Annotated in this window: 24 protein-coding genes and 2 tRNA genes; 16 read left to right on the forward strand and 10 right to left on the reverse strand. The window is 63.4% G+C overall.

Going from position 1 to position 22778, the window contains the following annotated elements; translation table 11 throughout:
* Nucleotides 1-78 precede the first annotated feature (78 nt).
* Both greA and O3299_RS03620 read left to right on the forward strand, forming a co-directional pair.
* Complete coding sequence (greA, locus tag O3299_RS03615; protein WP_034757428.1) at nucleotides 79-555, forward strand: transcription elongation factor GreA; 477 nt, start codon at nucleotides 79-81, stop codon at nucleotides 553-555.
* Entirely contained in the window at nucleotides 555-998 is a 444-nt protein-coding gene (locus O3299_RS03620) for a DUF4149 domain-containing protein (protein ID WP_305061529.1), read from the forward strand. Before greA ends, O3299_RS03620 begins: the two co-directional genes overlap by 1 nt.
* A 164-nt stretch (nucleotides 999-1162) precedes the next feature.
* On the opposite strand, the gene O3299_RS03625 is transcribed toward O3299_RS03620, so the two are convergent.
* Nucleotides 1163-1633 carry a YhbY family RNA-binding protein gene (locus O3299_RS03625; RefSeq protein WP_010397237.1) on the reverse strand — a complete coding sequence of 157 codons (471 nt, stop codon included), beginning with the start codon at nucleotides 1631-1633 and terminating at the stop codon, nucleotides 1163-1165.
* A gap of 42 nt (nucleotides 1634-1675) precedes the next feature.
* On the opposite strand from O3299_RS03625, the gene O3299_RS03630 reads away from it, so the two are divergent.
* The 6 genes from O3299_RS03630 to O3299_RS03655 all read left to right on the forward strand — a co-directional run bounded on the left by O3299_RS03630 (nucleotide 1676) and on the right by O3299_RS03655 (nucleotide 7086).
* On the forward strand, nucleotides 1676-2359 hold the full coding sequence (locus O3299_RS03630; protein WP_034757436.1) for an RlmE family RNA methyltransferase: 684 nt from the start codon (nucleotides 1676-1678) through the stop codon (nucleotides 2357-2359).
* Nucleotides 2360-2561: 202 nt separating this feature from the next.
* Nucleotides 2562-4442: an ATP-dependent zinc metalloprotease FtsH gene (gene ftsH, locus O3299_RS03635; RefSeq protein ID WP_035817778.1), complete on the forward strand. Its 1881-nt coding sequence runs from the start codon at nucleotides 2562-2564 to the stop codon at nucleotides 4440-4442.
* 105 nt (nucleotides 4443-4547) lie between these two features.
* The gene (folP, locus tag O3299_RS03640) at nucleotides 4548-5381 is read left to right on the forward strand and encodes a dihydropteroate synthase (protein ID WP_305061530.1); all 834 of its coding nucleotides are present in this window, start codon (nucleotides 4548-4550) and stop codon (nucleotides 5379-5381) included.
* 40 nt (nucleotides 5382-5421) lie between these two features.
* Complete coding sequence (gene glmM / locus O3299_RS03645) at nucleotides 5422-6759, forward strand: phosphoglucosamine mutase (RefSeq protein WP_099664491.1); 1338 nt, start codon at nucleotides 5422-5424, stop codon at nucleotides 6757-6759.
* An 81-nt stretch (nucleotides 6760-6840) separates the two neighbouring features.
* Nucleotides 6841-6917, forward strand: a tRNA-Pro gene (locus O3299_RS03650).
* Nucleotides 6918-7011: 94 nt separating this feature from the next.
* Nucleotides 7012-7086: transfer RNA gene (locus O3299_RS03655), tRNA-Arg, on the forward strand.
* Between the two features lie 84 nt (nucleotides 7087-7170).
* On the opposite strand, the gene O3299_RS03660 is transcribed toward O3299_RS03655, so the two are convergent.
* The 3 genes from O3299_RS03660 to O3299_RS03670 all read right to left on the reverse strand — a co-directional run bounded on the left by O3299_RS03660 (nucleotide 7171) and on the right by O3299_RS03670 (nucleotide 8901).
* Nucleotides 7171-7350 carry a hypothetical protein gene (locus O3299_RS03660; RefSeq protein WP_251351227.1) on the reverse strand — a complete coding sequence of 60 codons (180 nt, stop codon included), beginning with the start codon at nucleotides 7348-7350 and terminating at the stop codon, nucleotides 7171-7173.
* 145 nt (nucleotides 7351-7495) lie between these two features.
* The gene (locus tag O3299_RS03665; protein WP_305061531.1) at nucleotides 7496-8062 is read right to left on the reverse strand and encodes a PEP-CTERM sorting domain-containing protein; all 567 of its coding nucleotides are present in this window, start codon (nucleotides 8060-8062) and stop codon (nucleotides 7496-7498) included.
* Between the two features lie 287 nt (nucleotides 8063-8349).
* The gene (locus O3299_RS03670) at nucleotides 8350-8901 is read right to left on the reverse strand and encodes a GbsR/MarR family transcriptional regulator (RefSeq protein WP_175560510.1); all 552 of its coding nucleotides are present in this window, start codon (nucleotides 8899-8901) and stop codon (nucleotides 8350-8352) included.
* Between the two features lie 138 nt (nucleotides 8902-9039).
* Between O3299_RS03670 and cydD the strand changes: the two genes are divergently transcribed.
* The 5 genes from cydD (at nucleotide 9040) to cydX (ending at nucleotide 15415) form a co-directional block, all read left to right on the forward strand.
* Nucleotides 9040-10728, forward strand: a complete 1689-nt coding sequence (cydD, locus tag O3299_RS03675; protein ID WP_305061532.1) for a thiol reductant ABC exporter subunit CydD — start codon at nucleotides 9040-9042, stop codon at nucleotides 10726-10728.
* Complete coding sequence (locus O3299_RS03680) at nucleotides 10725-12407, forward strand: amino acid ABC transporter ATP-binding/permease protein (protein WP_305061533.1); 1683 nt, start codon at nucleotides 10725-10727, stop codon at nucleotides 12405-12407. The genes cydD and O3299_RS03680 overlap by 4 nt, the downstream gene beginning before the upstream one ends.
* A 114-nt stretch (nucleotides 12408-12521) precedes the next feature.
* Nucleotides 12522-14099: a cytochrome ubiquinol oxidase subunit I gene (locus tag O3299_RS03685; RefSeq protein WP_289905483.1), complete on the forward strand. Its 1578-nt coding sequence runs from the start codon at nucleotides 12522-12524 to the stop codon at nucleotides 14097-14099.
* A 13-nt stretch (nucleotides 14100-14112) separates the two neighbouring features.
* The gene (gene cydB, locus O3299_RS03690) at nucleotides 14113-15267 is read left to right on the forward strand and encodes a cytochrome d ubiquinol oxidase subunit II (protein ID WP_305061534.1); all 1155 of its coding nucleotides are present in this window, start codon (nucleotides 14113-14115) and stop codon (nucleotides 15265-15267) included.
* Nucleotides 15268-15289: 22 nt separating this feature from the next.
* Nucleotides 15290-15415: a cytochrome bd-I oxidase subunit CydX gene (gene cydX / locus O3299_RS03695; RefSeq protein ID WP_077402854.1), complete on the forward strand. Its 126-nt coding sequence runs from the start codon at nucleotides 15290-15292 to the stop codon at nucleotides 15413-15415.
* A 63-nt stretch (nucleotides 15416-15478) separates the two neighbouring features.
* On the opposite strand, the gene O3299_RS03700 is transcribed toward cydX, so the two are convergent.
* Together O3299_RS03700 and O3299_RS03705 are read right to left on the reverse strand one after the other, a co-directional pair.
* Nucleotides 15479-15691 (reverse strand): hypothetical protein, encoded by a 213-nt coding sequence (locus tag O3299_RS03700; RefSeq protein ID WP_099664484.1) that lies wholly within the window; start codon nucleotides 15689-15691, stop codon nucleotides 15479-15481.
* Between the two features lie 123 nt (nucleotides 15692-15814).
* Complete coding sequence (locus tag O3299_RS03705) at nucleotides 15815-15994, reverse strand: hypothetical protein (RefSeq protein WP_099664483.1); 180 nt, start codon at nucleotides 15992-15994, stop codon at nucleotides 15815-15817.
* Between the two features lie 158 nt (nucleotides 15995-16152).
* Here O3299_RS03705 and O3299_RS03710 point away from each other — a divergent pair, with 158 nt between their 5' ends.
* Nucleotides 16153-16872 carry a hypothetical protein gene (locus O3299_RS03710; protein ID WP_305061535.1) on the forward strand — a complete coding sequence of 240 codons (720 nt, stop codon included), beginning with the start codon at nucleotides 16153-16155 and terminating at the stop codon, nucleotides 16870-16872.
* A gap of 81 nt (nucleotides 16873-16953) precedes the next feature.
* Here O3299_RS03710 and O3299_RS03715 read toward each other — a convergent pair whose 3' ends face one another.
* The 3 genes from O3299_RS03715 to O3299_RS03725 all read right to left on the reverse strand — a co-directional run bounded on the left by O3299_RS03715 (nucleotide 16954) and on the right by O3299_RS03725 (nucleotide 18467).
* On the reverse strand, nucleotides 16954-17343 hold the full coding sequence (locus O3299_RS03715; RefSeq protein ID WP_305061536.1) for a hypothetical protein: 390 nt from the start codon (nucleotides 17341-17343) through the stop codon (nucleotides 16954-16956).
* A gap of 124 nt (nucleotides 17344-17467) precedes the next feature.
* Nucleotides 17468-17842, reverse strand: coding sequence for a DUF1294 domain-containing protein (locus tag O3299_RS03720; protein WP_305061537.1), 375 nt, complete (start codon nucleotides 17840-17842; stop codon nucleotides 17468-17470).
* Nucleotides 17843-17900: 58 nt separating this feature from the next.
* Nucleotides 17901-18467, reverse strand: a complete 567-nt coding sequence (locus O3299_RS03725; RefSeq protein ID WP_305061538.1) for a methylated-DNA--[protein]-cysteine S-methyltransferase — start codon at nucleotides 18465-18467, stop codon at nucleotides 17901-17903.
* 94 nt (nucleotides 18468-18561) lie between these two features.
* Between O3299_RS03725 and O3299_RS03730 the strand changes: the two genes are divergently transcribed.
* On the forward strand, nucleotides 18562-19323 hold the full coding sequence (locus O3299_RS03730) for a nucleotidyltransferase domain-containing protein (protein WP_305061539.1): 762 nt from the start codon (nucleotides 18562-18564) through the stop codon (nucleotides 19321-19323).
* Between the two features lie 15 nt (nucleotides 19324-19338).
* On the opposite strand, the gene O3299_RS03735 is transcribed toward O3299_RS03730, so the two are convergent.
* On the reverse strand, nucleotides 19339-21573 hold the full coding sequence (locus O3299_RS03735) for a TonB-dependent siderophore receptor (RefSeq protein ID WP_305061540.1): 2235 nt from the start codon (nucleotides 21571-21573) through the stop codon (nucleotides 19339-19341).
* 324 nt (nucleotides 21574-21897) lie between these two features.
* On the opposite strand from O3299_RS03735, the gene O3299_RS03740 reads away from it, so the two are divergent.
* A complete protein-coding gene (locus tag O3299_RS03740; RefSeq protein WP_143451328.1) occupies nucleotides 21898-22776 on the forward strand; it encodes a hypothetical protein in 879 nt (292 codons plus the stop codon).
* Nucleotides 22777-22778 lie beyond the last annotated feature (2 nt).

The raw sequence follows: 22778 nt of genomic DNA on the forward strand, positions 1-22778 counted from the left end.
GGTTTTCACTTGGTAAGTCCGTTAACCGTGGCAAAACACGGACAGCGGCGCCGATAACTAGCAGATAGTAGAGATAACATGACCTCAGTCCCATTGACCAAATACGGCGCAGAACTCTTGAAGGAAGAGCTGCATCATTTGAAGACCAAGGAACGCCGCATCGTCATCGATGCGATCGCCGAAGCGCGTTCGCACGGAGATTTGTCGGAAAATGCCGAGTATGATGCCGCCAAGGAACGCCAGGCCTTCGTCGAAGGCCGCATCGCCGAACTTGAAGGCAAGCTGGGTGCAGCGCAAATCATCGACCCGACCGCGCTCGACGCGGAAGGCCGCGTGGTGTTTGCCTCGACCGTGAACCTGGAAGACCTGGAATCGGGCCAGAAAGTCACGTACCAGATCGTCGGCCTCGATGAAGCCGACCTGAAAATGAACAAGGTTTCCGTGACGTCCCCGATCGCCCGCGCGCTGATCGGCAAGTACGCCGGCGACGTGGTGGAAGTGCAGGCGCCGTCCGGCCCGCGCGAATACGAAATCCTGGAAGTACTGTACATCTGATGCTGGGCCGCGTGCGCATCCTCGTTGCCACCCTGTGGGCCGGCAGCCTGTGGACCATCGGCTTCATCGTGGCGCCGACCCTGTTTGGCACCCTGAGCGACCGCGTGCTGGCGGGCAATATCGCCGGCAGCATGTTCCGTGCCGAAGCCTGGCTGTCGATCGCCTGTGCGCTGGTGCTGCTGGCCTTGCTGCAATGGGCTCCCGGCGCGCTGGAACTCAAGCGCCGGCGCCTTCTGGGCGCGCTGGTGCTGTCGATGCTGGTGTGCGCATTGCTCAGCCATTTCGGCATCTCGCCCCTGATGGCTGAACTCAAGGCGCAGGCGCCGTCGGGTATCATGGACGAGGCCATGCGCAGCCGCTTCGGCATGCTGCATGGCGTGTCGACCCTGATCTTTGCCGTGCAGAGCTTGCTGGCGGGCGTGCTGATCTGGAAACAGCAGTAATCGCCTCGGGTGTTGTCGGATTAGCGAGGCCGCAGGCCACGCGTAATCCGACAATCGCCGGCGTGTGAATATCGTAATAGCAATAAAAAAGCGGAGCAGGGAATATCCCGTGCTCCGCTTCTTGTTTCAAGCCCGGCCGCCTTGCGGTTGCCGGGTGAACAGGCTTACTTGCTGCCCAGTGCGCTTTTCTTGGCGCTTTTCTGACGTGGCTTGGCACGCTTGATGGAACCGCCTTCGGTAACGCGCTCATTGCCCTTGATCATGACTTTCGTCACGCTCGGGCGCTTGGTGCCGCTGGCGCTGGCCTTGACGATGGTCACTTCGCGCATGCCTTTGCCGGCGCTGACCTTCTCCTTAACCACTTCTTTTTTCGGACGGTAGATTACCAGCAGTTTGCCAATATGTTGTACCGGGGCGGCGCCGAGATTGCCGCAAATCGTATCGTACATTCCGACGCGCGCTTCGCGGTCGTCGCCGAACACGCGGACTTTAATCAGGCCGTGCGAATCCAGGCCAAGGTCGATCTCTTTGAGGACAGCAGGTGTCAAGCCCGCTTCGCCAATAATGACGATAGGCTTCAGCGCGTGTGCTTCGGCGCGCAGTGCGCTGCGCTCTACGGGTGTAAGTTTTAGCATAATAATATTTAGTAATTCCCTTAAAAGCAGTATTCTACGCGAATGGCAAAGAAGAAATTAAACAAAAACTGGTTGCACGACCACATAAATGATCCTTATGTGAAGTTGGCGCAAAAAGAGGGCTACCGCGCCCGGGCAGCATACAAGCTCAAAGAAATCGATGAAGACGAGAAACTGATCAAACCTGGCCAGGTGATTGTCGACCTTGGTTGCACTCCCGGCAGCTGGGCCCAGTACACGCGGCGCAAGCTGGCCGGCAAGGACGGCGGCGGGGTCAATGGTACCCTGATTGGCCTGGACATGCTGGAAATGGAGCCGATCGCCGATTTCCACTTCATCCAGGGCGACTTCCGCGAAGCGCGCGTGCTGCGCCAGCTGGAAGTGGTGTTGCAGGGCCGCAAGGTCGACCTGGTCCTGTCGGACATGGCGCCCAACCTGTCGGGCATCGCCACGGCGGATGCCGCGCGCATGGAGCACTTGATCGACCTGGCCATCGAATTTTCGCAATTGCACCTGAAGCCGTCTGGCGTGCTGCTGGTGAAATGCTTTAAAGACATGGGTTTCAGCCAGATCGTGGAGAAATTCCGCGCTGAATTCAAGGTCGTGGTGCAGAAAAAGCCCAAGGCCAGCCGCGATAAATCGTCGGAAATCTTCCTGATGGGCCGTGGAATCAAGAATCCGCTGAAAAATGCCGTGGAAGAAGATGATTCCGCCCTTGATATTTAAGCGGGAATCCGCACATGGGAACGAGAAGTGCAGTAGCGTCTGATGGCATAAAAGCCTAAATTGTTTATACTGCATTTTTTTGCGTGAACGCGATTTTTTCGCGCGCACGGATCGGCGGGCTTTGGCACGGCCCGCTTATTGCGAGTAAAATCGTGTTTCTAGCTATAGGTAAAGAGATGCGCACTGCATCCAAGGAGTCTTCGTGAATAACATGTTTTCCAAATCTGCCATCTGGGTAGTCGTATTGCTGCTGTTGTTCATGCTGTTCAAGCAATTCGACAGTCATGGCGCCACAGGCGGCAGCAAGGCCATCGCTTATTCCGATTTGCTGGATGAAGTCAAAGCCAAGCGCGTCAAGGATGTCGTGATCGAAGGTTCGTCGATCACCGCCAAGCTGATGGACGACACCAAGGTGCGTACCACCGCCACCAGCCTCGACAAGGGCTTGATCGGCGACTTGCGCGACAATGGCGTGCATTTCGATGTGCGTCCGCCCGAGGAAGCGTCTTTCCTGCAAACTATTTTTGTTTCCTGGTTCCCCATGCTGCTGTTGATCGGCGTCTGGGTGTTCTTCATGCGTCAGATGCAAGGCGGCGGCAAGGGCGGGGCATTCTCGTTCGGCAAGTCGAAGGCGCGCATGATGGATGAGGCCAGCAACACCGTCACCTTCGCCGATGTCGCCGGTTGCGACGAAGCGAAAGAAGAAGTCAACGAAGTGGTCGACTTCCTCAAGGACCCGAGCAAATTCCAGAAACTGGGCGGCCGCATTCCCCGCGGCGTGCTGATGGTCGGTCCTCCGGGCACGGGTAAAACCCTGCTGGCGCGCGCCATCGCCGGCGAAGCCAAGGTGCCGTTCTTCTCGATTTCCGGTTCCGACTTCGTGGAAATGTTCGTCGGCGTCGGCGCCAGCCGCGTGCGCGACATGTTCGAAAACGCGAAAAAGCATTCGCCATGCATCATCTTCATCGATGAGATTGACGCTGTCGGCCGTCACCGCGGCGCCGGCATGGGTGGCGGCAATGACGAACGCGAACAGACCCTGAACCAGTTGCTGGTCGAGATGGACGGTTTTGAAGCGAACTCCGGCGTGATCGTCGTGGCCGCCACCAACCGCGCCGACGTGCTCGACAAAGCGCTGCTGCGTCCGGGCCGTTTCGACCGCCAGGTGTCCGTCGGCTTGCCCGATATCCGCGGCCGCGAGCAGATCTTGAACGTGCACATGCGCAAAGTGCCTATCGGTACCGACGTGAAAGCCGATATCCTGGCCCGCGGCACCCCCGGTTTCTCGGGCGCTGACCTGGCCAACCTGGTCAACGAGGCAGCCCTGTTCGCCGCGCGCCGCAGCAAGCGCCTGGTGGAAATGGCGGACTTCGAAGATGCGAAAGACAAGATCTACATGGGTCCCGAGCGTAAATCGATGATCATCCGCGAGGAAGAGCGTCGCAATACGGCTTACCATGAGTCCGGTCACGCCGTCGTCGCCAAGCTGTTGCCGAAGGCCGATCCCGTGCACAAGGTAACGATCATGCCGCGTGGCTGGGCCCTGGGCCTGACGTGGCAGTTGCCGGAACACGACAACTTGTCCGCTTACAAGGACAAGATGCTGGAAGAAATTTCCATCCTGTTCGGTGGCCGTATCGCCGAAGAGATTTTCGTGGGCCAAATGTCCACGGGTGCGTCGAACGACTTTTCGCGCGCCACCAAGCTGGCCCGTTCCATGGTGACCCGCTTCGGCATGTCCGACAGCATGGGCGTGATGGTCTACGAAGACAGCGAAAACGAAGGTTTCTTCGGTGGCGCCACGAAGACGATCTCGGAAGCGACGCAGCAAAAGGTCGATGCTGAAATCCGCAACATTCTCGACAAGCAATATGCTTTGGCGCGCACCTTGCTGGAAGGCAACCGCGACAAGGTCGAAATGATGACAAAAGCCTTGCTGGAATGGGAAACCATTGATGCAGAGCAAATCAATGACATCATGGCCGGCCTGGAGCCGCGTCCACCGAAAGTCATCCCGCCACGCCGCAATGCGGGCGACAGCGGCACGGGCGGCATCTCGCCCAACGTGACGGCGCCAGCCTGATAGCGACCACTGCCTGATTAGCGGCATGCAAGAGAAGGGTAAGGAGCAATCCTTGCCCTTTTTCGTTGCCGCCGCAGTTTTTTCCTGACGACTACAAAGATTCACATGCGACACTATTTGCAATTCGGCCGTTTCGGCTTCAACCTGCAGGGCACGCAGGCGCTGGTGATGGGTATCCTGAACATCACGCCCGACTCGTTTTCCGATGCGGGCCAGTACCAGCACCTGGAATTTGCCATTTCCCGCGCCGAGCAGATGATCATGGACGGTGTCGACATCATCGACATCGGCGGCGAATCGAGCCGTCCCGGCGCGCCGCCGCTGCCGCTGCACGACGAGCTGCAGCGCGTCATGCCGGTACTGTACGCCTTGCGCGACTGCGGCAAACCCCTGTCCGTCGACACCTACAAGCCTGAAGTGATGCGCGAAGCCATCCTGGCGGGCGCCGACATGATCAACGATATCAACGGTTTCCGCGCGCCGGGCGCCATCGACGTCGTGCGGGACAGCGATTGCGCGCTGTGCATCATGCACATGCAAAACGTGCCGGAAACCATGCAAGCCCAGCCGCAGTACGAAGACGTGGTGCGCGAAGTCATCGACTTCCTGCGCGAGCGCATCGACACGATGACGGCGGCCGGCATCGCCCGCGAGCGCCTGTGCGTCGATCCCGGCTTTGGCTTCGGCAAGACGGTGGAGCAGAACTATGCCTTATTGCGCGCCACGCGCCAGTTGCGCAGCGAACTGGGCCTGCCTGTGCTGGCCGGGCTGTCGCGCAAGTCGATGATCGGCGCCGTCACGGGACGTCCCGTCGAGCAGCGCCTGGCCGGCAGTGTCGCCGGTGCACTTGCTGCGGTAGCGCAAGGTGCGGAAATTATCCGTGTGCATGATGTAGCTGAAACCGTCGATGCACTGAAGGTCTGGCGCATGGCACACTGAGCCTGTAAGATTTATCATAAACAACAAAAAGAGAAATACTATGACGCGTAAATATTTTGGCACGGATGGCATCCGCGGCCTGGTGGGCACGGCTCCGATCACCCCCGACTTCGTCATGCGCCTCGGCTATGCTGCCGGCAAGGTGCTGGCCAAGTCGCAAGGCGGCAAGACGCGACCGACGGTGCTGATCGGCAAGGACACGCGCATTTCCGGCTACATGCTGGAAGCGGCGCTGGAAGCGGGCCTGTCGGCCGCCGGCGTGGACGTGATGCTGGCCGGCCCCATGCCGACCCCGGCAATCGCCTACCTGACGCGGGCGCTGCGCCTGTCGGCCGGCGTGGTCATTTCCGCTTCGCACAACCCGTACCACGACAATGGCATCAAGTTCTTTTCCGGCCAGGGCACCAAGCTGCCCGACAGCGTGGAACTGGAAATCGAGGCGGCACTCGACGAGCCCATGGCTTGCGTGCCCTCGGACAAGCTGGGCCGCGCCAAGCGCCTGGACGATGCCCAGGGCCGCTACATCGAATTTTGCAAGGGCACCTTCCCGAACGAGCTGGACTTGCGCGGCCTGAAGATCGTCGTCGATTGCGCGCATGGCGCCGCCTACCATATCGCGCCGCACGTGTTCCATGAGCTGGGCGCGGAAGTCATCGCCATCGGCAACAAGCCGGACGGTTTCAACATCAATGCGGGCTTCGGCGCCACGGCAACCAAGGCCATGGCCGAAGCCGTCGTCGAGCACGGCGCCGACCTGGGCATCGCCCTCGATGGCGACGCCGACCGCCTGATCATGTGCGATGCCACGGGTCGCTTGTATAACGGCGACGAGTTGTTGTACGTCATGGTCAAGGACCGCCTGGCGACAGGCCCCGTGGCCGGCGCCGTCGGCACCCTGATGACGAATATGGCGCTGGAAGTGCTGTTCAAGCAGCAGGGCATCGGCTTTGCGCGCGCCAAGGTGGGCGACCGCTACGTGCTGGAAGTCATGAAGGAAAAGGGCTGGATACTGGGTGGCGAAGGTTCCGGCCATCTGCTGTGCCTGGACAAGCACACGACGGGCGACGGCATCGTTTCCGCGCTGCAAGTATTGTCCGCCCTCAAGCGCAGCGGCCAGAGCCTGCAGCAATGCCTGGCCGAACTGGTGCTGTTCCCGCAAACCCTGATCAACCTGCGCGTGGCGCCCGGTTTCGACTGGCAAAAAAATGCCGCCATGGTGGCCGAGAAAGAACTGGTCGAGGCCGAACTGGGCGACACGGGCCGCGTGCTGATCCGCGCTTCCGGCACCGAGCCGCTGATCCGCGTGATGGTCGAGGCGAAAGATAAGGAAAAGGCCGAGTCGATGGCGCGCCGCATTGCGGATAAAGTGGCTGTGTAAAGGCAGGCGCCGATAGTTATTTCCATCTAATTCGTCTATGGCAATTGACGAAATTGGATGGGGGCGTTATTATCTTGTCTTCGGAGTGTGGCGCAGCCCGGTAGCGCACCTGGTTTGGGACCAGGGGGTCCAAGGTTCGAATCCTTGTACTCCGACCAAAGTCATAAGCGGGCTGTCAGAAATGACAGCCCGTTTTCTATTCCGCGCTGGCATTTCATTGCTGGCGCGCATGGATTAAAATACTGCACCTCTCCGCCCATCGTTCAACGGATAGGACAACGGTCTTCTAAACCGTGAATGGGGGTTCGATTCCCTCTGGGCGGACCAGTTTCATACTGGCCACGATCATGCGGCGCCAAGCTGCCGCAACGCACCCCATCTTTCCCCCACATCCGGTTTTCGCGCAGCGGTTCAGGGCTGCGCGCCCAGCACTAAGCTCAGCAAATACAGCAGCGGCGCCGCGCACAGCAGCGCGGAACACAGCGACAGCACTTTCTTGCTGGCCAGGCGTGCCAGGCGCAGCCGTTCGCGCACGGGCAAGTGCTGGCGCAGCGCATGGCGCGCGCGCGGCTGGAATGGGGATTCATGCATGTGGGCTCCCTCGCAACGGTGACTGAAGATGCCGGTCAGCATAGCGGGAGGGGCATAAAGGCGGTGTAAAGAGTGGGCGGCGCGGCGCAAGCGCGCTGTAAACATGGGTGCGCCGACGCCGTGTTGCGGGTCTTGCCCGATGCTCTTATTTTGCCTGGCGGCGGCGCGCCATGACGCCGAGCAGACCCAGGCCGGCGAGCAGCATGGCATAGGTTTCCGGTTCAGGGACGGCGGAAACGTAGGCGCGGTAATTGCTCAGGTCCTTGGGCAAGCCTGCCACCGTGAAGGTCGTGCCGGCTGCGACGGGCGCTGCCCATTGGAAGACCAGTTCGCCCTGGCCGAAATGGATGGCCAGGTAATCATAGGCCGCCGCACTCGTGAAGGAATTCACCCCGCCGCTGGCGCCTGCCGTGGTGCCGGCGGTGCAGCCTGAGGTGGCATTGTCGCAAAACGAGACGGCCGCACCCAGGCTGGTGCCGAAAACGCCGTTGATATAGCCCTGGATGTCGGTGGGACTCTGCGGCACGAGATTGTCGTTATAGTATTTCACCATGAGGGCAGGTGACGGCGAGTAAGTGACGGTGCTGCCTTCGATGCTGAAACCGCTGGCCGGTCCCACATCGACCCATGTAGCAGCCTGTGCCACGCCCATGCAGGCCGTCAGGGCGGCCAGCATGGATGCCCGTATGGCAATGCTTGTTATGCTTTTCATGAAAATCCCCTTTTATTTTATTGCAGACATTTCACTGCTTCAGGGTGCGCGCCGTCCGGTCAGGGAGGTCGACTTGTCGCCCGGTCGCCTTTGCGTGAGTACGCATATGCAAGCTTAGTCTTGATGTAAATTAATACAATTTAAATAATGCTATTGGCATGCTTGACAACATCGCATACGGCTATGTATGGCTGTGCTGGCGAAAGCCTGTACGGCGAGCGGAAATGGCGTGACAAGGCATGCCAGCCTGTGCTAGCAATGCCTTGATTAGGGAGGGGGGGCGGGTTTCAGTCGTTGTTATTGCTGACGCCGAACAAGCGATCCTTGGCATTGAGCAGCTTTTGCACCTTGGCGCCCATTTTCATCAGCTGCGCCATCGATTCGGGCGACAGGCGCTGCAAGTCGTCGAACCAGGTGTTGGCCAGGTCGACCAGTTCATACATTTCGCGCATGCGCTCCTGCGCATACTGGTCGACGGGTTCCGTGGCCGGCGCCAGCAGCGATTCGCGCAGCACCGTCAAGGTCGGCGCCACTTCGCGGCGGCGGCGCTCGGCGGCCACCACGCGGAAGATTTGCCACACATCACCCAGCGAGGAAAAATACTCGCGCCGGTCGCCGGGGATGCGCGACTGGCGGATCAAGCCCCAGCCCTGCAATTCCTTCAAGCCGATGCTCACGTTCGAGCGTGAAAAACTCAGGTGTTCCGCGATTTCATCCGCGTGTAAAGGATGCTCTGCGACAAACAACAAGGCGTACACTTGCCCCACTGTCCGGTTAAAGCCCCAGCGGCTGCCCATCTCGCCGAAATGGCTGACGAAGGTCAGGATCAGCGGCGTCATTTGGATATGTTGAGTTTTCATAATTATCTGAATTTTTTCACGCCACACCCGCAGGGTCAATTGATATATGTCATGTTTCGCAGTATTATACAAAATATCGAATTTACAGAAAATTCTGAAAACTCAAAAAGTATAGATATGCCGACCACGCCGCTGTCCTTGCCCCGCTTTATCCTTCCCCGCGCCGCCAGCCTGGCGCAGGGCGGCGCCGCCTTGCTGTGGCTGCCGCAAGCGGCCTTGCTGGCCTGGGCCGTGCAAGCCATGCTGGCCGGCGCACCGTGGCGCGCGGCCCTGTTGCCGGCCGCCGGCGTGCTGCTGCTGGGCGTGCTGCGCGCCGGCGGCGAAGCGTGGGGCGCGCGGCGCATGTATGCGGCGGCGCGCGACCACCTGTCCACCTTGCGTGCGCAAGTGGCGCAAGCGCTGGCGCACCGTTCGCCGCTGGACCGCCAGCGCGCCCAGTCGGGCCAGGCGGCCAGCGTCATCGCCGAACAGGCCGAAGCCATCGTGCCCTACCTGGTGCGCTACAAGCCCGCGCGCTGGAAAGTCATGCTCGTGCCGCTCGTGATCCTCGCCGTGGTGACGCCCCTGTCGTGGATCGCTGCCCTGATCCTGCTCATCGCCGCGCCCCTGATTCCCGTCTTCATGGCCCTGGTGGGCATGGGCGCGCAAGCGGCCAGCCGCGCGCAGATGGTGGAAATGGGCAGCATGAACGCGTTTCTGCTGGACCGCCTGCGCGGCCTGGCTACCCTGCGCGCGCTCGACGCCGTCGATGCCACGGCCGCGCGGCTGGATGCCTCGTCGCAATCCGTGCGCCGGCGCACGATGGTCGTGCTGCGCATCGCCTTCCTGTCGTCGGCCGTGCTGGAACTGTTTTCCGCGCTCGGTGTCGCCATGGTGGCCGCGTTTATCGGTTTCTCCTTGCTGGGCAGTATCAATTTCGGCACCTGGGGCCGCGAACTGAGCCTGGGGCAGGGCTTGTTCATCCTGCTGCTGGCGCCCGCGTTTTTCGAACCCTTGCGCGAACTGGCCGCCGTCTGGCACGACAAGGCGGCCGGCGAAGCGGGCCTGGCCGGCCTGCACGACCTGGCGGCCGAAGGCGTGCCCCTGCCCGGCGCCGGCGTGGCAGCCGCTGCCGTCTCCGCCGCCGCCATGGCCGTGGCGCCGCCGCCCGCTATTGATATCCATCAACTGCGCTTTGCCCATCCCGGCGAGGCGCGCGTCTTCGACGGCTTCGACCTGACCGTGCGCGCCGGCGAACATGTCGCGCTGCTGGGCGCCAGCGGCGCCGGCAAGACCACCTTGCTGTCCTTGCTGGCCGGCTTGCTGCCCGCCAGCGGCGGCGAGATCCGCATCGGCGGCGTACGCCTGACCGACGGCACCGTGAATACCTTGCGCCAGCGCATGGCGTGGATGGGCCAGCGTCCCCATGTGTTTGCCGCCTCCGTCAGCCAGAACGTGACCCTGGGCCGCGTCGGCGCGCATGCCGCGCAAGTGACGCAGGCGCTGCACCTGGCCGACCTGGCTGCCGTGGCGCAGGCGCAGCCGGCCGTCATGCTCAGCGATGGCGGGCAGGGCTTGTCCGGCGGCGAAGCCGTGCGCCTGGCCCTGGCCCGCGTGGCCCTGCATCCGCATGCGGACTTGCTGCTGGTCGATGAACCGACGGCCCACCTGGACAGCGAAACGGCGGCGCGCGTGACGGACGCCTTGCTGGAATTGGCGAAAGGCAAGACGATGATCGTCGCCACGCACGACCCCGTGCTGGCCGGGCGCCTGCAGGGCACGGTGCAGGTCGATGCCCGGGCGCAGGCACAGGAGTTGCGCGCATGAACACTACACTGATCTCGAACCCCGTCCTGCGGCAATTGCTGCTGGCCCAACCCGGCAAGCTGATCGGGGGCGCCTTGCTGGCGGCCCTGACGGCGGTGTCCGGCATGGCCTTATTGGGCTTGTCCGGCTGGTTCATCACGGCCACCTCGATTGCCGGCCTGCACGCCTCGACGGCCATCCTGTTCGACGTGTTCGGCCCGTCGGCCGGCATCCGCCTGCTGGCCATCGGCCGCACGGGTTCGCGCTATGCGGAACGGCTCGTCACGCACGACGCCACGTTCGCCGTGCTGGCCAGCATCCGCGTGCAACTGTTTCGCGGCTGGTCGCGCCCGGAAGCGGCCAGCCGCCTGCTGCGCCAGCCCGCCAAGCTGCTGTTCCGCCTGACGGCCGATATCGATGCGCTCGAATCGCTGTACCTGCGCCTGCTGGTGCCCGCCTTCACGGCCCTGTGCGCGGCCTTGCTGGCTGGCGTGGCGCTGGGCGTGATGCAGTGGCAGCTGGGCCTGGGACTGGCCGCGTGGCTGCTGGCCGCCGGCGGCGGCATCAGCTGGAGCGTGGCGCGCCGCGCCCGCCGCCCGGCCATCATGCGCTCGCGCGCCATCGAAAAACTGCGTTCCGGCGCCATCGACCTGGTGGCGGGCCAGACGGACCTGGTGATGGCGGGCCGCATCGACGCCCAGTGCGCGGCGCTGGGGCGGATCGACCGCTCGCTGGCGCAAGCCGATTTCGCCCTGCTGCGCCTGGAAACGGCGGCGGGCGCCGCGTATGGCGTGGCCGGCAGCGCGACGCTGGCCGGGGTGCTGCTGGCCGTCGCCGCGCTGGTGCAGCAGCAGGCGCTGAGCGTGCCGGCCGCGGCGCTGGCCCTGCTGATCGCCCTGACGGCCGTGGAACCGTTTGCGGGATTGCGCCGCGGCGCGCTGGAGGCGGGGCGCATGCTGCTGGCGATGCGCCGCCTGGCGCCGCGCCTGGAGCAGCAGGATGTCGCCACGCTGCCCCTGGATGCCGCACCGGGCTTGCGCCTGGAACGCGTCAGCGCCGCGCATGCGGGCAGCCACGTGGCCATCCTGCATGACGTATCGCTGCACATCGCCGCCGGCGAGCGCGTGGCCTTGATCGGCCCCAGCGGCGCGGGCAAGTCCACCTTGCTGGCCCTGGCCGCGCGCGAGCTGGTGCCATTGTCGGGCAAGGTGAGCGCGCCGCGCGCCTGCCTGTTCACGCAGAAGACGGAATTGTTCCAGGGCAGCTTGCGCGACAACCTGCGCCTGGCCGACCCCGCCGCCAGCGATGCGCAGCTGTGGGCGGCCTTGCAGGCGGCCGGCCTGGACGACGAGGTGCGCGCCCTGGCGGGCGGCCTCGACACCATGCTGGGCGAGGGCGGCCTGGGCTTGTCGGGCGGGCAGGCGCGGCGTTTGGCGCTGGCGCGGCTGTTCCTGCACGAATCGACCTTGTGGCTGCTCGACGAAGCGACGGAAGCGCTGAATGCGCGCACGGCAAGCGACGTCCTGCAGCGCTTGCGCGCGCGCTGCGAAGGGCGCAGCTTGCTGATCGCAACCCACTTGCGGCGCGAAGCGGCGCTGGCGGACCGGCTGCTGCGCATCCGCGACGGCCGCATCGTCGAAGAGCTGCGGCGCGGCACGGATGGCTTCGAAGCGGCCCTGGCGGGCTTGCGGGGGGATTGACAAGAACGGAGACAGGCGGTGCCGCACGCCAGCCCGAGGGCGGCGGAACCAACCGAACAGCATCAGATAGATACCAAGTTTACAATTACAGTAGGGAAACACCAAGGAAATCATATGGACTTCGATATTGTCGCTTTATCCAGACTGCAGTTTGCGCTGACAGCCCTGTACCACTTTATATTCGTTCCGCTGACGATAGGCTTGTCAGTGATCCTCGCCATCATGGAGACGGTTTACGTGATGACGAACCGCCCCATCTGGCGCGACATGACCAAGTTCTGGGGTGTCTTGTTCGGCATCAACTTCGCCATGGGCGTGGCGACGGGCATCGTCATGGAATTCCAGTTCGGCATGAACTGGAGCTACTACAGCCATTACGTGGGCGACATTTTCGGCGCGCCGCTGGCCATCGAGGGCTTGATGGCCTTCTTCCTGGAAGCGACCTTCGTCGGCCTGTTCTTCTTCGGCTGGGACAAGCTGTCAAAGCGGGGCCACCTGGTCACGACCTGGCTGGTGGCCATCGGTTCGAACTTCTCGGCCCTGTGGATCCTGATCGCCAACGGCTGGATGCAAAATCCCGTCGGCGCGGCCTTCAATCCGCAAACCATGCGCATGGAAGTGACGGATTTCGGCGCCGTGCTGACGAATCCCGTTGCTCAGGCGAAATTCGTGCACACGGTGTCGGCCGGCTATACGGCCGCAGCCGTGTTCGTGCTGGGTATTTCCGCCTGGTATCTGCTGAAAGGGCGCCACGTGCAGCTGGCCAAGCGCTCGATGACGGTCGCCGCCTCGTTCGGCCTGGCCGCCTCGCTGTCGGTGGTGGTGCTGGGCGATGAAAGCGGCTACCTGTCGTCGGAACACCAAAAGATGAAGCTGGCCGCGATCGAGGCCATGTGGACCACGGAGCCGGCCCCGGCCGCCTTCACGGCCTTCGGCTTCCCCGACGCGAAAGCGCGCGAGACGCATTACGCCGTGCACATCCCGATGGTGATGGGCTTGATCGGCACGCGTTCGCTGACGACGGAAATCCCCGGCATCGAGCAATTGGTCGACCGCGGCGAACTGCTGATCAAGGATGGCATCAAGGCGTATGACGCGCTGCAAACCATCCGCAGCGTGGCGCCGGGCAGCCCCGTGCCGCAGGATGCGAAGGACATGTTCGAGTCGAAAGGCCAGTCGATGGGCTATGCCTTGCTGCTGAAACGCTATGTCGACGACCCGCGCCAGGCCACGCCCGAGCAAATTCGCAAGGCCGCGCTCGATACCGTGCCGCCCGTGGCGCCCCTGTTCTGGTCCTTCCGCGTGATGGTGGGCCTGGGCATGTTCTTTATCTTGCTTACTGGCACGTTCTTCCTGCTGTCGACGCGCCGCACCCTGGACAAGCACCGCTGGCTGCTGAAGCTGGCCGTGTTCGCCATCCCGCTGCCGTGGGTGGCCATTGAAGCGGGCTGGATCGTGGCCGAAGTGGGCCGCCAGCCGTGGGTCATCGAAGGCGTGCTGCCGACGGCCGTGGCCGTCTCGAACCTGGGCGCTTCGACCCTGCTGATCACGATTGCCGGCTTTGCCGCCATCTACACCGTGCTGTTGATTATTGAAATGAAGCTCATGCTCAAGGCCATCCGCAAGGGGCCGGAAGAGAAGGCGCCGGCCCCCGTGCCAGCCCCCGCAGCCATTCATACTCAACGCGCCTAAGGAGGGCCAGACCATGATTTTGCATGAAATGATTTCTTACGAAACACTGCGCCTGATCTGGTGGCTGCTGATCGGCATCTTGCTGGTGGGCTTTGCCATCACGGACGGCTTCGACCTGGGCACGGGCATCCTGCTGCCCTTCGTCGGCAAGACGGACCTCGAGCGCAGGGTCGTCATCAACAGTATCGGTCCCGTGTGGGAAGGCAACCAGGTGTGGCTGATCCTCGGCGGCGGCGCCATCTTTGCCGCCTGGCCGCAGCTGTACGCCGTCTCGTTTTCGGGTTTTTACCTGGCCATGTTCGTCATCCTCGTGGCGCTGATCGTGCGCCCCGTGGCCTTCAAGTTCCGCAGCAAGCGCGAAGACCCGCGTTGGCGCGCCCGCTGGGATGCGGCCCTGTTCGTGGGCGGCTTCGTGCCGGCCCTGATTTGCGGCGTGGCCATCGGCAACGTGCTGCAAGGCGTGCCGTTCCGTTTCTCGCCAGACATGCACATCTTCTATGACGGCAGCTTCTTTGCGCTGCTCAACCCGTTCGCCCTGCTGTGCGGCCTTGTCTCGGTGGCCATGCTGGTGATGCACGGCGCCACCTGGCTGCAGCTGAAAACGGACGGCCCGGTTGCCGAGCGGGCGCGCCGCTACGGCAGCGTGGCGGCGCTTGCCACCGTCGTGCTGTACGCGCTGGCCGGCGTGGCCCTGTGGCTGTGGGTCGATGGCTACCGCATCAGCAGCACGGTGGTGGTCGACGGTCCGTCGAACCCGCTGCTGAAAACGGCGGAAGTGCACGTGGGCGCCTGGTTCCTCAACTTTGCCGCCCATCCGTGGACCTGGATCGCCCCTGCGCTGGGCCTGCTTTGCCCGCTGCTGGCTTTCGCCTTCCAGCGCGCGCGCCGCGAAGTGCCCGCCTTGCTGGCCAGCGCGGCCAGTATCGCCGGCATCATCCTCGGCGTGGGCGCGGCCATGTTCCCGTTCATCCTGCCATCGTCGATCGACCCGCGCGCCAGCCTGACGGTGTGGGATTCCTCGTCCAGCCACATGACCCTGTTCATCATGCTGGTCGTCACGGCCGTCTTCATTCCCCTCATCGTGGCGTACACGACGTGGGTATATAAAGTGCTGTGGGGCAAGGTTGATGCAAAAGCAATCAAGGACGACAGCGGTCACGCCTACTAAGAATCAACGAAAGGATATAACTATGTGGTATTTCGCCTGGATACTGGGTCTTCCGCTGGCGGCGACCTTCGCCGTGCTCAATGCGATGTGGTATGAAGTCGCCGATGGCGACACGACGCCCGAGCAGTACCGCGACACGTCCGATTAAGTCCGTGCCGGTTTGACTGGCCCCGCCCCGCGCGCATGCACCGGGCGGGGCTTTTGTTTTGGATCAAAGCAGGATGAATTCGCCGCGGATGCGCAGCTTCATGCCGCGCGGCGCGTCGGCGCCCGCCGCCACGGCCCAGGCCGTGATCCATTGCGCGCAGCGTTCGCGCTCGGCCGCATCGTGCAAGCGTTGCAGGCGCGCATCGGCCCGGTCGATGCGCTGGGCCAGGTACAGGCGCTGGTCCAGGGGATCCGTCTTTTTGCTGTAATGCTGCATGGCGTTTCCTTTCCGCGTAGTAACTTCGTTCGGTCGTGGCATAGCCATCTACGCGGGGGCGGGGCGTCCGGATTCAGTTCAGGCAAAAAAAAGCCACCGCAACGGTGGCTGGGGCGCGCGCCATCAGGGCGGCGTCTTGCCGGCTGGTTTTGGCGTGGCAATGGCGATCGGGTCGCTGGCCGGGAAGCTTTCCTTCAGCGCTTCATCGAGTGCTTCCTCGGCATGGCTTTCGCTGGCCGGCGTGGGCGAATCGCGTTCCGGTGGCGGGGCAGGTGCGGTGGCGGCGTTGGTGCTCGAATGCATGGTAATCCCCTCGCGGTAGTGCGCCAGGCGGCCGGAATGGGCATGGCGCGTGCTGATGCTTCCAGCCTAGCACATCGCGCAGCGCCCCGCTGCGCCTGCCGAAGGGGATGAGGACGAGGTCTGCTACACTGCGCTCCACTTTTATCGATGGAACCGCCATGACTGCAATACACCTGCCATACCGCGCCACCGCCCTTGACGCCTGTGCCTGGCTGGCTGAACAGACGGGCACGCCGTGGCCCCTGGCGCGCTTGCTGGAGCAGGGCGGCTTGCCCTACGTCTGGCTCGATTACAGCGAGGCATGGGCCGAGCTGTTCCATGACGGCGTGACGCGCTATGCGGCGCCCGTCGTGTTTATCGGGGACAAGCAGCACCTGGCCTCGGGCGCGGACGACGTGTGGCTGCGCTTTACGCGCGACTCGGGCAATATCGCCATCGAACTGAAGGCGCCGGGATTGCGCGCGCCGCTGGACGGCTTGCACTTCCAGGAGCGTGATCTGTTGCGTTTGCTCAAGGAGTTGCAGCATCCGCAGCCGGATGTCGCAGAGGCGGACAAGGGCCCCGTGGTCTTGCCCAGCGCCTTGAAGGGCCTGGCCCGCGAGCAGATTTTGATCGCCTTTGCCGGCGTGGGCAAGGTCGACCTGGACAAGGGGCTGGCCAGCGGCGTGGGCATCTTCGGCGATGATGGCGCGCGCGTGCGCAAGAATTCGCGCGGCGGCAAGAACAGCCATCTGTGGCATCCGGTGACGTTGGCGTTCGGCTTGCACGACGTGCACCGCGTGCCGATGGCGCACCTGAAGAAGGCGTTCGCCACGCAACCGTTGCTGCGCGAATGGAAGGCGGACTGGCTGGAATCGCTGCGCCTGCTGGGCGAGTAAGCAGCTGTCTGCCGCGCGTCGTTCATCGCGCCTTGCGCTCGCCACGCGGCATCCTGTTCGACGGCATCAGGCTGTCAGCGTTTATTCGCTTTCCTCGATCCTGCCGCCGCATTGCGTATAGCAGCTTCGGTAATCTGTCTCGCATTGCCACGTTGCAGAGTTGTTTGAGGAACAATATTGGCGTTTCTTCGAGCACAGTTCCCGGTCCGCATCTGTTTTCGCCACGGCCAGGCAGAGGGAAACGGTACTGACGTTGCGCATCTCGCAAGCTTGTGCCTGGGCCGCGGCAACTTGTTCCTTGCCGGCAATGCATATTTGCCGATTGGTCCCGCAGCTCGTTACGCATTGACGCCCCGCATCGGAGTCCGGGGGAATAAAGCGATAGCTCGTGCAGCCCGCCAAGGTGATGGCGAAACAAATCGCGGCGGCAAGGCGGAACAGGAAGGAATTGTGGAATTGCAAGGTACGCATGGTCGAAAAGGGCTTTCCCGTGTAAATGAATTGGCTTGAATATCGTGAATATTGATATTCTGACAGGCGATCATTTCAAGAACAACGGGCTGCAATAATTGTTACATCTTGGCTTGCAGTGGTTTTACAGTTCGATGGGCGCCACCTCGGTGCCGATATCGGGCGCCGCGTAATGCATGCTGAAATACGCGAAGGCGCCGATATTGAGGGCGACCGTGATCCAGAACAGGATGCGGAACGAGCGCTTGCTGGACTTGTGGCGCAGCCATTGCTGGGCCAGCACGGCGCCCGGCCAGCCGCACAGCAGCCCCAGCAGCAGCAGGGTGCGTTCCGAGGTGCGCCAGCGGCCCCCTTTGGCGGCCGACTTGTCGATCGCATAGGCAACGAAACAGCTCAGGCTCAGCACGCCATACACGAGGGCGACCAGGGCGGGGATGTGGAAAAAGAACGTGGCCAGCAAATACAGGACGACAAAGAACAGGATGACAAGGTAGGGCATAGGGTGTGTTTGCTTGAACGGAGGGCGTGAGTATCCCACAAGGGGAGCGATGCCGCGCCTAAAACAAGCAGCCTTGCGCCGTATCGATGGACACGGCGCGGCGGCGGGCGTGACCCGTTTTCAGCGCTTCGCGGTCGCTGGACAGGGAGATGCCTTCCAGCGCCAGCAGGGTTTCCTTGGCATGCAGGCCGCCCGCAAAGCCCGTCAACTCGCCCGTGGCGCCGATGACCCTGTGGCAGGGGGCGATGATGGAAATGGGATTCTTGCCGTTGGCGGCGCCCACGGCGCGCACGGCGGCGGGACGGCCGATCTGGCGTGCGATCTCGCCATAGCTGCGCGTCTGGCCATACGGTATCGTCAGCAGTGCGCGCCACACTTCTTGCTGGAAAGGCGTGCCGGCGAAATCGAGCGGCACGTCAAAACACTGGCGCGTGCCGGCGAAATATTCCGCCAGCTGGCGCGCCGTTTCCTGCAGCACGGCGCAACCGTCATCGACGCGCATCGCGCCCAGGCGCACGCGGTTGGGCTTGTCGTTTTCCCACAGGATGGCGGCCAGGGCCGTCCCGCGCGCCACCAGCGTCAGCTCGCCCACGGGCGAGGGCACCACGATGCAATCGTATTCCATGTTGGTTCCTTGATCAGAGAGCGCCAGTGTAGCAGGATGGCGGCAGGCCGCGTATCGCGTGTAGGATAGTGCTTTTCGGCAAGGAGCACTGGCTGTGACAGACATTTCCACCTATGACGCTATCCGCGCGATCGCCGTGCGGCTGGTGCGTGAACGCTATCCCACGGCCGTGGCGGCCATCATCGGCGGCTCGTTCGCCACGGGCCGGCAGACGCCCACTTCCGACATCGACTTGCTGCTGCTGTTCGACCACGTCGATTGCGCCTGGCGCGACACCCTCGTGGCCGAAGGGCGCACGGTGGAACTGTTCGCGCACGACATGGCCACGTTCACGTATTTTTGCAAGGAAATCGATGCGCCGGGCGGCAAGGTGCCGCTGGTGATGATGGTGGTGGAAGGAGAAAACATCCTTGCGCCCGGAGCGCAGCACGCGCAGCTGCTGGCGCTGGCGCAAGCCATCGCCGCAGCCGGGCCGCCCTTGCTCGACGTGGAAAACCTGCAGCGGCGCCGCTACGCCATCACCACCGCGCTGGAAGACCTGGTCGACAGCGCGCACCCGGGCGAGGCGCTGGCCGTGGCCTGCCAGCTGTACGAAGCGCTGGCCGACCTGCACTTGCGCGCGGCGGGCGTATGGAGCGGCGGCGGCAAGCATCTGTTCCGCCGCCTGCAGGCGTTCGACGCCGCCGTCGCCGGGCAGCTGGACGGCGCGCTGCGCCTGGTCGCCAGCGACTTGCCGGCCGGCCAGCATGCGTTCGGGCAGGTGGCCGCCGCCGTGCTGGCGCCCGTGGGCGGCCCCTTGCTCGAAGGCTTCACTTTGCCCGCGCCCGCGCACTGGCGCAGCGCGCCGGCAGCCTGAGGCACTGCACCCCGCTTAAAACGCCGTGCGCACGGCCAGGCTGACGTTGCGCGGTTCGCCCCAGAACACGCCATCGAAGAAGCCCACGTTGCGGTAGTACTTTTTATCGAGCAAGTTATTCACGTTCAGCTGCACGCTGGCATGGCGGTTGATGGCATAGCTGGCCATGGCGTTGACCAGCGCATAACCGGCTTGCGGGATGTTCGTCATCTCGCTTGACGGCGGACGGCCGTACCACGATTCGCTGTAGGTGGCGCTTTGCGCCGTCAGGCTGGCGCCCGCTTTCAGCCCTGCCAGGCGGCCGTCGAAGCGGTAGCTGGTGGCCAGGCGCAGCAAATGGCGCGGCTGGGTGGTGGCGGCGCGGCGGCCATCGGCCTCGGCCGCGTGCAGATAGGTATAGCCGCCGCTCGCTTCCCAGGCGGGGGTTAACTGGCCGGAAACGTCGAATTCGACGCCCTTGGCCGTCACGCCGGCGCCGTTGGCCACCATGGCCTGGCCGCCGTCGGGCAGCAAAAAGCCGGGCGGCACGGAACGGTCGAGTTCCGCCAGATTCTTTTTCTTCGTGTGGAACAGGGCGGCCGACGCATTCAGCTTGCCTTCATAGAATTCCCCCTTGACGCCCAGCTCGGCATTGTCGCCCGTTTCCGGCGCCAGGAACTGGTTGTTGCGGTCCTTGCTCGTTTGCGGGTTGAACAGCTGCGTGAAGCTGGCGTAGGCGGAATATTGCTTGTTGATATCGAACACGGCGCCCACGTACGGCGTGATTTCATTGCGCGTTTCCACAAAGTCGCTGCTGCCCGTGTACACGCCTTGCGTGTTGTAGCTGCGCGTGTCCGTGCGATAGGTGCTGCTGCGCGCGCCGATGATCACGTGCAGCGGGTCGGCCAGGCTCAAACGCGTGGCCACATAGCCGCCCGCCAGGCGCGTCACGGTTTCCGTGTGCGAGCCATCCGGGGTGAACACGGGGCGGGGGACGTTGCCCGTCCAGCTGCGGTAATCGGGGATGAATTTCGAGTAATCGATTTTTTCCTTGCCGCCGATGGAGCGATCCTGGCTGTTGTCGCCATTCCAGCCGATGATGGCCGTGTGCTTGCGTCCCAGCAAGGTAAACGGCCCGCTGGCGTAGACGTCGAAATTGTCGCTGTAATTTTTGCCCGCGCCCCAGGCGCCCGTCCACAGTTCCATGCCTTTGCCCGTGGCGGGATCGGGATAACCTTTGCCCGCATACAGAACGGTGGTGCGGTTCGTGCTTTCCGTGCGCGCATAGCCGAGGTGCAGATTCCAGTTGCCCGGCAGGCGCTGGTCCACCGAGGTAAACACCGTGTGCTGTTTTTTGGCCCAGGTGCTCCATGGCGCCGTCCAGCTGGTGTTGCGCGGCAAATTGGCCAGGCTGCCGTCCGCGTTCCAGTAGGGCACGGCGCCCCAGGTGGCACCCGTGGGCTCGTTATCCTGGAAGTCGACGCCGGCCGTCAGCAGGGTGCCGGGACGCAGGTCCGCCTCGACGATGAGCATGCCGACCGTCTTGCGTTCGTGATACATGTCCAGGTAGGAATCGCGTTTTTGCCAGGCCAGGGCCGTGCGCGCACGCACGCTGCCCTGCGCGTTCAGCGGCGTGGACAGGTCGGCCTCGACGCGCTGGTCATCCCAGCGGCCAATGATGAGGCCGGCGCTGGCCTGGAATTCCTTCGTCGGGCGCTTGCGTATCATGTTGATGGTGGCCGACGGGTCGCCCTTGCCGCCCATCAAGCCGGTGGCGCCGCGCACGACCTCGATGCGGTCGTACAAAATCGTGTCTTGCAGCGGCGCTTGGCCGCCGCGCGCCATGCCGTCGATCTGGATATTGTTGATGCCGAAGCCGCGCGCATAAAAGGTCGTGCGCTCCGTGTCATTCTGGCCAACCTGGATGCCCGTCGTCTGCGCCAGCGCCTGGTCCAGCCGCACGGCGCCCAGGTCGTCGAGCAACTGGCGCGTGATGACGCTGACCGATTGCGGCGTTTCGCGCAGGGACAGGTCCATGCGCGTGGCGCTGCGCGCTTCGCCTGTCGTGTACGACTGCGTGCCTTCCGTACTGGCCATCGACTGGCCCAGCACGGTGACGGCCGGCATGGTGACGTCGGCCGCGGCGGCGTCGGCGGCCTGGGCCGGCAAGACGGTGCCGGCGGCTAGGCTCAGCAGGGCGACGTGTAACAGGCGGGGGAGGGGGCGCAAGGCGGGCTGGCGCGAAGGAGGGAAGACTGTCGTCGATTGCATCATTTTCCTGGCATATTGTAGTTGTGTGTTTTCCTATCTCGTCTGGCGAGGTGCGCAGTAGCTGGGGGATGGCGTGACGCTGGCCCGTGGTCTGGCTTGGATAGCAGTTCCACCGCAAGGCCCGGCGCGTGCGGGCAGTGGAAAAGAAGGGCGCGCGATTCCCTTCACTTATGTGAATAAGAATCATTATCAATATAAGTGGTATTTGTTAAATAATCAAGCGTGCGCACCAAAAGAGTGCGGATAGGCCAAGGACCGCGCATGGGCTGGCCTTCTGCGATAATGCAGGCGCTGATAAAATATTTTCCTCATTGAAAGAAATGCATGCGTACATGGATCGCTTGTGCCGGATGGTTGTGTGTCGTGTCGCTGGGCCAGGCCCAGGAGCACGCGCCGCCGGCTATCCCCGCGCCGCTGCAGAGCGCCAGCGTGCCGCCCGCCGCCGTCGCGCCACCGCCGCTCGTGCCGCCACCGCCCGTGCCGTCCCCCCCTGCGCCAGCCACGCCCGTGGCGCCAGCGGCACCGGCGGGCGCGGAGGAAACCTTGCCATCGCAAACGGTGACGGTCACCGCCAGCAGCGACGCCAAGGCGCCGCGCGTGCGCTTCACGGCTTACCGCGACAGTTATCTGACGGCCCGGAAAGTGTGGCAAGTGTCGAGCGGCAGCGTGGTCATGGCCCTGCGCCTGATTCCGGCCAAGCTGAGCGCCACCATCGACGACGTGCGCGTGGCCTTGCAAGGCAATGGCGCGCCCATGCCGATCAAGGTGTCCGACGGCGGCGTGTTCGTCGTGCCGCTCAACGAAGACATCGCCGCGCAGGACGGTACTTTCCTGGTGAATAAGAGCAGGGGCGAGTTGACGGCGAATATCGTGCTCCAGCCGTCCGTGGCGCGCGATGCCTGGAACGTCAAGCGCGTGGGGCAGGTCTTGCAGGACGCCCGGCGCGCCGTGCGGGCCATCACGCCGTGGTACAAGCGGCCGTTCGCCAGCGATGTGCAATCGCTGGCGTTTTGCGCTGCCGAGCGGGGCAGCGCGCTGCAACTGGTCGAAGGCGAGCAGCTGATCGCCACCCTGCCCATGAACGAGGCAGCCGTCAATGACATCAACCAGCCCGTGTTTTGCAAGATTTTCGATGGCGAAGACAAATACCCGGGCCACTACCGCGTCGTCTTGCCCGAGCAAGCCACGGTGCTGCTGCTGTAGAA

This window comes from Janthinobacterium sp. SUN176 (assembly GCF_030587335.1).
GTDB classification, from domain to species: Bacteria; Pseudomonadota; Gammaproteobacteria; order Burkholderiales; family Burkholderiaceae_D; genus Janthinobacterium; species Janthinobacterium kumbetense.